Origin of the sequence: Curtobacterium sp. ZW137 (assembly GCF_003762905.1) — a bacterium.
In the GTDB taxonomy this organism is placed as follows: Bacteria; Actinomycetota; Actinomycetes; order Actinomycetales; family Microbacteriaceae; genus Curtobacterium.
In genome coordinates this window covers 59,199-70,860 of record NZ_RJKS01000002.1, presented here as the reverse complement: position 1 = coordinate 70,860, position 11,662 = coordinate 59,199, and the positions used below count along the sequence as shown (strand labels likewise).

The following is an 11,662-nucleotide window of genomic DNA, read 5'->3' as shown; positions in this document are numbered from 1 at the left end:
TCAGGGAGTACCGCTGTGTCCGACTTCGAAGAGACCCTCGTCCTCGTCAAGCCCGACGGCGTCGCCCGCCAGCTCACCGGTGAGATCCTCCGCCGGATCGAGGCCAAGGGCTACGCGATCGTCGACCTGAAGATGATCACCGCGCCGCGCGACCTGCTCGACGCGCACTACGAGGAGCACCAGGGCAAGCCGTTCTTCGAGCCCCTCGTCGAGTTCATGCAGTCCGGTCCGGTCGTCGCCGTGCGCGTCGCCGGCAACGCGGCGATCGCGGGCTTCCGCTCGCTCGCCGGCACCACCGACCCCACCTCGGCCGCGCCGGGCACCATCCGTGGTGACCTCGGTCGCGACTGGGGCCTCAAGGTCCAGCAGAACCTGGTGCACGGCTCGGACAGCCCCGAGTCCGCTGCACGCGAGCTCGCGCTCTGGTTCGCGTGACCCGCTCCGCCTGACCCGCGCCGCCTGCGGCCCGCGGCCCGCGGCCGCTGGCGGTCCGCACAACCGAAAGCAGCCCGCACCATGGATTCCCGTGGTGCGGGCTGCTCTCGGTTGTGCGCCGGTGCAGGCCGCCCGCGCGCGCGCCCGCGCACCCGCCCGCGCCCGCCCGTGGCCGCGTCGGTGACCGCCTGGAGGCGCGGTGCCGGTCCGCCGGACCGGCACCGGGCCTCCAGGCGGTTCCGTCTGGATCCGCACAACGGAAGACGGCCCGCACCACGTGATCTCGTGGTGCGGGCCGTCTTCAGTTGTGCGGCGCGCGTTCGCGCCGCGGACGCTGGCGCTCGCTCGCTCGCGCTAGCTGGCGCTCACGTTCTGCTCGACGAACGCGGCGAACGCGTCGGTGTCGGTCAGGGTGCCGCTGTACTGCTTGCCGTTGACGAGCACGAGCGGGGTGCCGGTGAGCTTGTCGAGCGACGAGTTCGGGATCTTCTCGGTGAGCGCCCGGTTCGTGGCGTCACCGACCCAGCCGGCGAACTTCTGGTCGGTGATGCAGGACGCGATGTCCTTGTCCGTCGCGCCGGCCTTCTTCGCGATCGAGGCGAGCTTCGCGTTCGAGAGGCCACGGGTGTTCTCCGACGGCTGGTTCTCGTAGAACGCGGCGTTCACGTCGAGGAAGGCGTCGGGCTGGTAGTTCGCGACACACGCGGCGGCCGCGGCTGCCCGGGTGGAGTACTTCGAGCCGAGCGAGGAGCGGTCGAGCAGGTTGAAGGGGTGCATCTCGAGCGTGGCGGACCCGCTCTGGACCCACTGCTTGATCTGGGTCATCTGCGCGGTCTCGAACTGGTTGCAGTACGGGCACATGTAGTCCTCGTACACGGTGATGTTCGCGAGGGAGTCGTCCTGCTTCGTGGCGGTCGGCTTGCCGCCCTCGGGGATGGCCTTCGTCGTCACGGGGACGATCTGGCTGTTCTCACCCTTGAAGAGGATGCCGTCGCTCGCCATGTTCTTCGGTCCGGGGCCCACGGGCTGGATCGAGTTGGCGATCACCAGCACGACGACCGCGATCACGGCGAGACCACCGACGATGATGCCGCTGATCGTCAGGGTGCGGTTGCGGCGCCGGCGGGACTTCTCCTTCTCGCGCTGGGCGGCGGCACGTTCCCGTGCGGCGTTCCGGCGAGCCTTCTTGCTGCTCTCGTTGTCGCTCATCGGGAACGAGCGTAACGGCTGACGACGCGCCGACGGGCCCTCCTGGCTGAGAAGAGTCCAGGAATCAGGTGACGTGTCACCGAATCCGGGCGGCTCAGAGCGAGGTCAGCACCGTCGGGAACATGATCAGGACGACCACCACGATGACCAGGTAGTTCGCGAGCGGGATCGCCCAGCAGAACGGCAGCAGCGCCTTCCCGATGCGCTGACCGCGGGCACCGAACGTGCCGCGGGACATGTTCCAGACCGTGAAGACCCAGAACATCGGGATCGTCATCGCCCAGACGAGCATGCACCAGGGGCAGAGTGCGCCGATTGACCAGACGGTCTGCGTGAAGAGCCACGTGACGAACACCCAGGCCAGGAACACGCCCGCGTTGAACACGATCCAGAACCACCGCGTCCCGCGGAACCCCGCGAGCAGGACCACCCCGACGGCGATCGGGGCGACGAAGCCCATCAGCCCGAGCAGCGGGTTCGGGAAGCCGAACAGGTGCCCCTGCGAGCTCGCCATCACGTCCGAGCAACTGATGAACGGACTGGCGTCACAACTGAGGACCGCGTCCGGGTTCGCGTACTTCTCGAACTCGTCGAGCACCAGCCGGAACGCCGCGTACAGGGCGACCGCGCCGGTCACGAGCAGCAGGACCGCGATGGCGACCGGGCGACGGGTGGCTGGTGCAGTCGTACTCACAGCGTCATCATGACACGACGGCTCCGCGCCTTCCCGGGCGTCGCGTGCGATAATCACAGGGTCGGGTGGGAGATCCACCCGACGACGAGAGCTTTCCGGGCACCAGCCCGGACGATCAGGCACGGTGAGAGCGTGCCGTGACCGGACGACGCGTCACTCCGACGCCGAGCCGAGCGGGGCCGGGTGCTCCGCACGGAACGAGCGCGGACCGCACAAGATGTCGACGCCGGACGGTCACTGACCAGCGAGTGTGGGTGGCGTCGCCGCCGCCCGCCACAACTACAGAATTCCCGCCGCCCCTCGGGGTGGGAGCGGGGCCGAGGAGTGCACCAGTCCATGGTGGAGCAGAACGAGAACAACGGAACGAACAACCACGACGACGCCGCACCGAAACGACGGGGCCGCCTGTTCGGCGGTCGCCGCGCCCGGTCCGGCCAGGAGGCCCGTGGCGGGTCGACCGAGTCGACCGACGCGGTCGAGACGGTCACCGACCAGGGCACCGAGACGGTCGCGCAGACCGACCAGACCTCGACGCCCGAGGCGAGCAGTGCCTCCCGTCCGGTCGAGGACGGCACCGCGACCGACGCGACGGTCTCCGTCGAGGTCTCGGTCGCGACCGCCACGACGGACGCGCCGAGCGACGTCAGCACGCTGACCGGTGACTTGCCGGTCGTCGCCGAGCCCGGTGAGGCCGAGCCCGATGACGCCGGTGCCGCTGATGCCGGCGCCGCCGCTGCTGCCGAGGCGACCGCCGTCGCCGAGTCCGCCGCGCAGGACACCGAGGCCGAGGCCGAGGTCGCCGAGCAGCCGGACGAGACGCCCGCGGCGCCCGAGCCGGAAACGCCGAAGGCGACCTCGACGCTCAGCCTGATCTTCCACGCGCCGGTCCTGCCGGAGCTGCCCACCCGCGCCGCCCGCCCAGAGCGCGACGACCGCTGGGACGACGAGGACGACGACGTCCAGGGCGGCAGCCGTCGCCGGACCCGCCGTCGTGGCTCGAGCGCCGACCGCGAACCGCGCGACCACCGCGAGCCCCGTGACCACCAGGAGCCGCGCCGCCGCGAGGTCGAGCTCATCACCGAGCCGCAGCGCATCAAGGGCTCCACCCGCCTCGAGGCGAAGAAGCAGCGCCGCCGTGACGGCCGCGATGCCGGGCGCCGGCGCCAGGTCGTGACCGAGGACGAGTTCCTCGCCCGCCGCGAGAGCGTCGACCGCCAGATGATCGTCCGCTCGAGCGCGCAGAAGATCGAGATCGGTGTCATCGAGGACAACGTCCTCGCCGAGCACTACGTCACCAAGTCGCACAACGTCTCGCTCATCGGCAACGTCTACCTCGGCAAGGTGCAGAACGTCCTGCCGTCGATGGAAGCCGCGTTCGTCGACATCGGCCGCGGCCGGAACGCCGTGCTCTACGCCGGTGAGGTCGACTGGAACTCCGTCGAGACCGGCAACCACGGTCGTCGCATCGAAGCCGCGCTGAAGCCGGGTGACAAGGTCCTCGTGCAGGTCACGAAGGACCCGGTCGGCCACAAGGGCGCCCGGCTGACCAGCCAGGTCTCGCTGCCCGGCCGGTACCTGGTGTACGTGCCGAACGGCTCGATGAACGGCATCTCACGGAAGCTCCCGGACACCGAGCGTGCCCGCCTGAAGAAGATCCTCAAGGAAGTGCTGCCGGAGCACGCGGGCGTGATCGTCCGCACCGCTGCCGAGGGTGCGACCGAGGAGCAGCTCACCCGCGACGTCCAGCGCCTCACCGCGCAGTGGGAAGCCATCCAGAAGAAGGTCGAGAACGGTCACGCGCCGGTCATGCTCCACTCGGAGCCGGACCTGCTCGTCAAGATCGTGCGCGACGTCTTCAACGAGGACTTCACGAAGCTGATCATCGACGGCGACGCCGCACGCGAGACCATCGACGAGTACCTCACCGCCGTGGCGCCGGACCTCAAGGACCGCGTCGAGCTGTACGACGGCCCGGACTCCTTCGAGGAGTACCGCCTCAACGAGCAGATCGAGAAGGCGCTCGACCGCAAGGTCTGGCTGCCCTCCGGCGGTTCGCTCGTCATCGACCGCACCGAGGCCATGACGGTCATCGACGTCAACACGGGCAAGTTCGTCGGCTCCGGGGGCAACCTCGAGGAGACCGTCACGAAGAACAACCTCGAGGCCGCCGAGGAGATCGTCCGCCAGCTCCGCCTGCGCGACATCGGCGGCATCATCGTCGTCGACTTCATCGACATGGTGCTCGAGACGAACCGGGACCTCGTGCTCCGTCGTCTCGTCGAGTGCCTCAGCCGCGACCGCACCAAGCACCAGGTCGCCGAGGTCACCTCGCTCGGCCTCGTGCAGATGACCCGCAAGAAGATCGGCGTCGGGCTCCGCGAGTCGCTCGACGAGGTCAACGCCAAGGTCAACGACAACAACGCGGACCCCGGCCCCTCGAAGGGTCGCCGCAAGGGTCGTGGCAACGGGTCCGACAACGGGTCGAACGGCAACGGTTCCAACGGGAACGGGAACGGGAACGGGAACGGGAACGGCTCCAACGGGAACGGCTCGCGCGGCAACGGCGGGTCCGGGGCCGGCGGCCACAACGGTGGCGAGTCGAAGTCGGCGCAGGCGCACCAGATCACGGACGACGTGAAGAACGCGCTGTCCCGGATCGCCGCCTCCACCCTCGCGCACGAGGAAGAGGCCGCCGCTTCGGCGCCCTCGTCCCCGGCCACGGTCGAGTCCCCGGTGTCAGCGCCCTCCTCGTCGTCGCCCGAGGCGTCCGAGCCGCAGGGGGAGTCCTCCGGTGGGTCGAAGCGCCGCCGCCGTCGTGGTGGCCGTGCGAGCTCCGAGCAGTCCGCCCCGACGACCGACGACGGCATCCTGACGGTGTCCGCACCGGCTGCCGCGCCTGCTGCTGCCCCGGCCACTGCTGCTCCGGCCGCCGCGCCGGCTGCTGCCGCTGCGCCGGCGGTCGCGCCCGAGGCCACGGCCCCGGCCGCGCCGACGCGCCGTCGTGTCTCGTCCTCGGCGCCGGTCACCCCGACCGACACCACCGTCGCGATCCTCGACATCCCCGTCGCGGTGACGAAGCGCGAGCCCCGCAAGGCGCCCGACGCCGACTCGCTCCTCGACTCGGTGCTGCAGGCGCTCCCGGAGCCCAAGCAGCCCGGTCAGGGCCGAGCACGCTCGCGTCGGGTGTCGTCCGGCAGCATCAGCGCTCCGGCGACCTCGGGGGAGACCCCGACCGACGACGGCCCCGTGATCCTGGGGAACTGAGCGTGAGCGGTCCGGGGCAGCGTCCGGGGGACGGCCGGGGGTACTACGGCGCCGGGTGGCAGCAGCAGCCGCCCGCGCAGCAGCCGCCCGCGCAGCAGCCGCCCGCACAGCAGCCGCAGGGTGGTGGGTACGGCACCGGGCCGTACGCACCCCCGCGGCCGCCCCGCACGCCGCGTGCGCCGGGGAGCCCGACCACGGTGTTCGCGCCGGGAGCCTCGGCATCCGCCGCTGCCGGTGCGGCGATCGCCGTCGTCGCGGTCCTGGCGGTCCAGGCCGCCTCCGGGCTCGTCGGGATGATCGGGACGAGCCTGTACATCGGGCCGTTCGGGTCCTACGGCGGCCAGAGCGTGGTGCTCGGCTTCGCGACCGCGGTGTTCCTCAGCCCCTTCCCGTTCTACGCGGGTGCCTTCCTCGGGCTGGCCTTCCTGACGCCGATCACCCGACGCAGCCCACTGCCCGTCGTGCTGCTCCGCGCCGTGCTCGGCGGTGCCGCGGGGACCGTCGCGCTGGCGCTCGTGGGGGTCTTCACGGGGGCGTACGGGGCGATCGGGTCCGGGCCGAAGCGGCTCGTCATCGACGTCCTCACCTCCCCGGTGCAGCGCGGCATCCCGCTGACCGTGATGCTCCTCGCGACGGCCACCGTGGCGTGGCTGTGGCTCGGCCGCCCTCGTGGTGGTCGTCCCGGCGCCGGCGCTCCCGGCACCCCGGGCACGGTCCGTCCGGCGGACGCGGTGCCTGCGACGAGCTTCGCGCCCCCGCAGCAGCAGCAGGCGCAGCAGCAGACGCAGCAGCAGCAGGCACCCCAGGCGCCGCAGCAGTCCGCGCCGCCCGCGAACCCGTGGGGACCGCCGGCCGCGCGCTGAGCGCACCGCGGGGGCCGGAGCGCGGCGGTCGACCCGCCGTCTCCCGGCCCGCACCCGCGAGCCGGGGCCGAGCCGCGCCTCCAGGCCGGTCGTCAGTGCGCGCGTCGTCAGTGCGCGCGCCGTCAGTGCCCGCGCTTGTCGCGCTGCGCGACCCGCAGCCCACTGGCGATGAGCCGCAGGACCAGCTCGCGCCCGGTGACCGGCGTGGCCCCCAGCGACACGAGTTCCTCGTAGCGCGCGAGGGGCACGTCGTAGTGGTCGTGGTCGAACGCACGGCGTGGCACACCGGCACGTGCCGCGAAGTCGTGGAGTTCCGCGTACGATAGGTCACTGACGAGGTGCGACCACACGGTTTCGTGTGCGGGCCACGTCGGCGGGTCGATCAACACGGTCACTCAGACATGCTACGTGCGTGTCGCCGTTTGACCGGACCCATGCCCATCGAGTATTCTCGATCCCTGGTGTCACTGTGCGGTCTGGTCAATCGGCCCTGCTGCCTGTGTCGCCGATCACCGGTTCCCACCGGCCAGATCGCGCCTGGGCACCCGAGACTTCCCTCAAGCAGAGTTACGTAAGGATTTCCACGTGGTTTACGCAGTAGTGCGCGCCGGCGGCCGTCAGGAGAAGGTCGAGGTCGGCACGATCATCACCATCGATCGCGCCAAGGCCGATGACAAGGGCAACATCGAGCTCGCGCCCGTGCTCCTCGTGGACGGTGACAACATCACCTCCGCCGCGACCGACCTGGCCAAGGTGACCGTCACCGCCGAGGTGCTCGAGGACCTCCGCGGCAAGAAGGTCATCATCCAGAAGTTCAAGAACAAGACCGGTTACAAGAAGCGCCAGGGCTTCCGCGCGGAACTCACGCGCGTCAAGGTCACGAAGATCGCGTAAGGCGGGAGTAGACAATGGCACACAAGAAGGGTGCGAGTTCCACTCGCAACGGTCGCGACTCGAACGCACAGCGCCTCGGCGTGAAGCGGTTCGGCGGCGAAGTCGTCAACGCCGGTGAGATCATCGTCCGCCAGCGCGGCACGCACTTCCACCCGGGCGCGAACGTCGGTCGCGGTGGCGACGACACGCTGTTCGCCCTCGCAGCCGGCTCGGTCGAGTTCGGCACCAAGGGTGGCCGCAAGGTCATCAACATCGTCAACGCGTAAGCACCACTGACGACGCAGTACTTCAGGAGGAGGGGCAGGCCGAGTGCCTGCCCCTCCTTCCCATTTCTACGAAAGAGTGACACCCGATGGCGACGTTCGTCGACGACGTGATCCTGCACCTCAGCGCGGGGAACGGCGGCAACGGCTGCGTGTCCGTTCGTCGCGAGAAGTTCAAGCCGCTTGCCGGCCCGGACGGCGGCAACGGCGGTGACGGTGGGGACATCGTCCTCGTCGCCGACCCCCAGGTCACGACCCTGCTCGGCTACCACCGGTCGCCGCACCGCTCCAGCAAGAACGGTCAGCCCGGCATGGGCGACATGCGCAGCGGGGTCTCCGGTGAGGTCCTCGAGCTGCCCGTGCCCGTCGGCACCGTGGTGTACGAGGACAACGGCGACCTGCTCGCCGACATGACCGAGCCCGGCATGCGCGTCGTCGTGGCCCAGGGCGGTCAGGGTGGTCTCGGCAACGCCGCACTCGCGACCACGAAGCGCAAGGCCCCCGGGTTCGCGCTCCTCGGCACCGAAGGCGAAGGCGGCGACGTCCGGCTCGAGCTGAAGACCATCGCCGACGTCGCACTCGTCGGGTACCCGAGCGCCGGCAAGTCCTCGCTCATCGCCGCGATCTCCGCCGCGAAGCCGAAGATCGCGGACTACCCGTTCACGACCCTCACCCCGAACCTCGGCGTCGTCGAGTCCGGTGAGGTGCGCTTCACCGTCGCCGACGTCCCCGGGCTGATCGAGGGCGCATCGGAGGGCAAGGGCCTCGGCCTCGAGTTCCTCCGCCACGTCGAGCGCTGCGAGGTGCTCCTGCACGTCATCGACTGCGCCACGCTCGACCCGGGCCGTGACCCGATCAGCGACCTCGACGTGCTGCTCCGCGAGCTCGAGCGGTACCCGGTGCCGGAGGGGCAGGTGCCGCTCCTCGAGCGCCCCCAGCTCATCGCGCTCAACAAGATCGACGTCCCGGACGCCGCGGAACTCGCCGCGTTCGTCACCCCCGAGCTCGAAGCCCGCGGCTACCGCGTCTTCGCGATCTCGACCGCGTCCCACCAGGGCCTCCGCGAGCTCTCGTTCGCGCTGGGTGGCATCGTCGAGCAGGCCCGCGCGGCGAAGGCGTCCGAGCCCGCAGCCGAGCGCATCATCATCCGCCCGAAGGCCGTCGACGCCAAGGGCGGGTTCACGGTCAAGGCCGAGGGCGGCGAGGAGCACCGCTTCTACCGCGTCCGCGGGTCGAAGCCGGAGCGCTGGGTGCAGCAGACCGACTTCGAGAACGAAGAGGCGATCGGCTACCTCGCCGACCGGCTCGCCAAGCTCGGCGTCGAGGACGGCCTGTTCAAGGCCGGCGCCGTCGCGGGGTCGACCGTCGTCATCGGCGGCGACGGCGGCATGATCTTCGACTGGGAGCCGACGCTCACGTCCACCGCGGAGCTCATCACGAGCGCCCGCGGAACGGATGCCCGTGTCGACATGAACATGCGCCCGACCCGCAACCAGCGCCGCGAGGAGTACTTCGAGCGGATGGACGCCAAGGCCGCAGCACGTGCCGAGCTCGAGCAGGAGCGCGTCTCCGGGCTCTGGGCGGACGACGGAGACAGCGCGGCCAGCGGCAGCGCGGCCGGCGACGACGGCAGCGACAGCAGGGACTGATCCGGGCATGACCGACACGACGAACCGCACCGCGCTCGGCACCGTCCGGGAGCGCTCGGACATCCCGCGCGCCCGCCGGATCGTCGTGAAGGTCGGTTCCTCGTCGGTCAGCGGGGAGAACACCGGGCAGATCGGTGCCCTCGTCGATGCCCTGGCCGCGGCGTACGGGCGGGGGACCGAGGTCGTGCTCGTCTCCTCGGGGGCGATCGCGACCGGGTTCCCGTTCCTCGGGCTCGAGGGCCGCCCGGACGACCTCGCCACCCAACAGGCGGCTGCGGCCACCGGGCAGAACGTCCTGATGTTCCGGTACCAGCAGCAGCTCGACCGGCACGACGTCGTCGCGGCGCAGATCCTGCTGACCGCCGGGGACCTGCAGAACCCCACGCACCGGGTGAACGCGCAGCGGGCGATCGACCGGCTGCTCGCGCTCCGGGTGCTCCCGATCGTCAACGAGAACGACACGGTCGCCACGCACGAGATCCGCTTCGGCGACAACGACCGGCTCGCGGCCCTGGTGGCGCGGCTGCTCGGCGCCGACGCGCTCGTGCTGCTCTCCGACGTCGAAGCCCTGTACACGCGGCCGCCGGAGCTGCCGGGGGCCACCCGCATCGACGAGGTCCCGTTCGGCGACGAGCTCGCCGGGGTCACGTTCGGATCGGTGGGCAAGTCCGGGGTCGGCACCGGGGGAGCCGGCACGAAGGTCGCCGCGGCCCGGCTCGCCGCGGAGGCGGGCACGTCGGTCCTCGTGACGGCGACCGCGCTCGTGGAGCAGGCACTGGCGGGCGAGCCCGTCGGCACCTGGTTCCACGCGGCCCCACGCCCCTGACGGGCGTCGCGCACCGTCACGGTGCTGGTGGCCGACCTACAATCGAGCCATGTCGCTGACCGCACCCGCACCGACCCTCACGGACAAGCTCGTCGCGTCACGCGCTGCGGCCGCCGCACTCGCGACGGCGACCATCGCGGTCAAGGACAGCGCGCTCCGAGCCATCGCCCGAGCGGTCCGGGCCGCGACCGACGAGATCGTCGCCGCGAACCACGGTGACCTCGTCGCCGGTGAGGACAGCGGGCTCTCCGGTGGCCTGCTCGACCGGCTGCGGCTCGACCCCGCCCGGATCGAAGCGCTCGCGGTCGCGGTGGAGCACGTGGTCGGTCTCACCGACCCGGTCGGGCAGTCGGTCCGCGGGTCCGTCCTGCCGAACGGCCTGCAGCTCTCCCAGGTCCGGGTTCCGTTCGGGGTCGTCGGTGCGATCTACGAAGCGCGTCCGAACGTCACGGTGGACATCGCCAGCCTCGCCCTGAAGAGCGGCAACGCGGTCGTGCTCCGCGGCGGGTCCGCTGCCGAGCGCACGAACGCGGTGCTCGTCGCCCGGCTGCAGGACGCCGTCGAGTCCGTCGGGCTCCCGCGGGCGGTCGTGCAGACGATCGACGAGTTCGGGCGGCAGGGCGCGACCGAACTGATGCGTGCCCGCGGGCTGGTCGACGTGCTCATCCCGCGGGGCAGCGCGTCGCTCATCCAGACGGTGGTCACCGAGTCCCAGGTCCCCGTGATCGAGACCGGCGCCGGCGTCGTGCACGTCTTCCTCGACGAGTCCGCGCCGCTCGACCGCTCCGTCGACATCGTGCTGAACAGCAAGGTGCAGCGCCCGAGCGTGTGCAACGCCCTCGAGACGCTGTTGGTGCACCGGTCCGCCGCCGAACGGCTCCTCCCGACGCTCGCCGCCCGGCTCCGTGCCGCGGGCGTGACGCTCCGCGGGGACGACGAGACCCGGGCGATCGTGCCGGGCGTGCTCCGGGCCACGGACGTCGACTGGGCCACGGAGTCGATGGACCTCGACCTCTCGATCCGCGTCGTGCCGGACGTCGACGCCGCGATGGCGCACATCGCGCAGTGGTCCACGCACCACACCGAGTCCATCGTCACGAACGACGTCGACACGGCGGAGCGGTTCCTCGCCGCGGTGGACTCGGCGGTCGTGATGGTGAACGCGTCGACGCGTTTCACCGACGGCGGCGAGTTCGGCTTCGGCGCCGAGGTCGGCATCTCCACGCAGAAGTTGCACGCCAGGGGGCCGATGGGGCTGCCCGAACTGACCAGCACGAAGTGGGTCGTGCGCGGACAGGGCCAGATCCGCGGCTAGACTGGTCCGCAGCCTTCCTCGACCGATCGGAGCATCGCACCATGACCCTCCTCGCTGAAGCCGCCGAGCACGCCTCGTCGGTCCCCGCGTTCATCTTCCCGGTCGTGGCTGCCGCGTTCTTCGCGTTCCTCGGGTTCGTCACGTGGTCCTTCCGTGACGTCGCGTACCGCCACTCGAACAAGTTCGAAGCCACCCGCACCCACGAGACCGGTGTGGACGAGTTCGGCCACACCAAGATCTGACGCACTGC

12 protein-coding genes are annotated in these 11,662 nt (G+C 70.9%); 9 read left to right on the top strand and 3 right to left on the bottom strand.

The features are described from left to right. Positions 1-15: 15 nt before the first annotated feature. Positions 16-435 (top strand): nucleoside-diphosphate kinase, encoded by a 420-nt coding sequence (gene ndk, locus EDF55_RS05485; protein ID WP_123653955.1) that lies wholly within the window; start codon positions 16-18, stop codon positions 433-435. A 354-nt stretch (positions 436-789) separates the two neighbouring features. Here the strand turns inward: ndk and EDF55_RS05480 are convergent, their stop codons facing one another. Together EDF55_RS05480 and EDF55_RS05475 are read right to left on the bottom strand one after the other, a co-directional pair. Next, a complete protein-coding gene (locus tag EDF55_RS05480; protein WP_123653954.1) occupies positions 790-1,644 on the bottom strand; it encodes a thioredoxin domain-containing protein in 855 nt (284 codons plus the stop codon). A gap of 94 nt (positions 1,645-1,738) precedes the next feature. Then, positions 1,739-2,338, bottom strand: a complete 600-nt coding sequence (locus tag EDF55_RS05475; protein WP_243698419.1) for a vitamin K epoxide reductase family protein — start codon at positions 2,336-2,338, stop codon at positions 1,739-1,741. Between the two features lie 336 nt (positions 2,339-2,674). Between EDF55_RS05475 and EDF55_RS05470 the strand changes: the two genes are divergently transcribed. Together EDF55_RS05470 and EDF55_RS05465 are read left to right on the top strand one after the other, a co-directional pair. Then, on the top strand, positions 2,675-5,602 hold the full coding sequence (locus EDF55_RS05470; protein ID WP_123653953.1) for an Rne/Rng family ribonuclease: 2,928 nt from the start codon (positions 2,675-2,677) through the stop codon (positions 5,600-5,602). A 2-nt stretch (positions 5,603-5,604) separates the two neighbouring features. Further along, entirely contained in the window at positions 5,605-6,465 is an 861-nt protein-coding gene (locus EDF55_RS05465) for a hypothetical protein (RefSeq protein WP_123653952.1), read from the top strand. 122 nt (positions 6,466-6,587) lie between these two features. Here EDF55_RS05465 and EDF55_RS05460 read toward each other — a convergent pair whose 3' ends face one another. Next, positions 6,588-6,860: a DUF4031 domain-containing protein gene (locus EDF55_RS05460; RefSeq protein ID WP_123653951.1), complete on the bottom strand. Its 273-nt coding sequence runs from the start codon at positions 6,858-6,860 to the stop codon at positions 6,588-6,590. Between the two features lie 190 nt (positions 6,861-7,050). Here EDF55_RS05460 and rplU point away from each other — a divergent pair, with 190 nt between their 5' ends. From rplU to EDF55_RS05430, 6 genes are all read left to right on the top strand, one after another. Beyond that, positions 7,051-7,359: a 50S ribosomal protein L21 gene (gene rplU, locus EDF55_RS05455; protein WP_123653950.1), complete on the top strand. Its 309-nt coding sequence runs from the start codon at positions 7,051-7,053 to the stop codon at positions 7,357-7,359. A 14-nt stretch (positions 7,360-7,373) separates the two neighbouring features. After that, positions 7,374-7,625 (top strand): 50S ribosomal protein L27, encoded by a 252-nt coding sequence (gene rpmA, locus EDF55_RS05450; protein WP_071298800.1) that lies wholly within the window; start codon positions 7,374-7,376, stop codon positions 7,623-7,625. Between the two features lie 86 nt (positions 7,626-7,711). Beyond that, positions 7,712-9,271, top strand: a complete 1,560-nt coding sequence (obgE, locus tag EDF55_RS05445; RefSeq protein ID WP_123653949.1) for a GTPase ObgE — start codon at positions 7,712-7,714, stop codon at positions 9,269-9,271. Between the two features lie 7 nt (positions 9,272-9,278). Continuing rightward, entirely contained in the window at positions 9,279-10,097 is an 819-nt protein-coding gene (gene proB / locus EDF55_RS05440; protein ID WP_123653948.1) for a glutamate 5-kinase, read from the top strand. A 49-nt stretch (positions 10,098-10,146) separates the two neighbouring features. Beyond that, complete coding sequence (locus tag EDF55_RS05435) at positions 10,147-11,412, top strand: glutamate-5-semialdehyde dehydrogenase (RefSeq protein ID WP_123653947.1); 1,266 nt, start codon at positions 10,147-10,149, stop codon at positions 11,410-11,412. A gap of 41 nt (positions 11,413-11,453) precedes the next feature. Next, complete coding sequence (locus EDF55_RS05430) at positions 11,454-11,654, top strand: hypothetical protein (RefSeq protein WP_123653946.1); 201 nt, start codon at positions 11,454-11,456, stop codon at positions 11,652-11,654. Positions 11,655-11,662 lie beyond the last annotated feature (8 nt).

Excerpts from the sequence above, each read along its gene's own strand:
- EDF55_RS05480 (WP_123653954.1), bottom strand. The coding sequence starts at position 1,644 with ATGAGCGACAACGAGAGCAGCAAGAAGGCTCGCCGGAACGCCGCACGG.
- EDF55_RS05470 (WP_123653953.1), top strand. The coding sequence starts at position 2,675 with ATGGTGGAGCAGAACGAGAACAACGGAACGAACAACCACGACGACGCC.
- rpmA (WP_071298800.1), top strand. The coding sequence starts at position 7,374 with ATGGCACACAAGAAGGGTGCGAGTTCCACTCGCAACGGTCGCGACTCG.
- obgE (WP_123653949.1), top strand. The coding sequence starts at position 7,712 with ATGGCGACGTTCGTCGACGACGTGATCCTGCACCTCAGCGCGGGGAAC.
- proB (WP_123653948.1), top strand. The coding sequence starts at position 9,279 with ATGACCGACACGACGAACCGCACCGCGCTCGGCACCGTCCGGGAGCGC.
- EDF55_RS05435 (WP_123653947.1), top strand. The coding sequence starts at position 10,147 with ATGTCGCTGACCGCACCCGCACCGACCCTCACGGACAAGCTCGTCGCG.
- EDF55_RS05430 (WP_123653946.1), top strand. The coding sequence starts at position 11,454 with ATGACCCTCCTCGCTGAAGCCGCCGAGCACGCCTCGTCGGTCCCCGCG.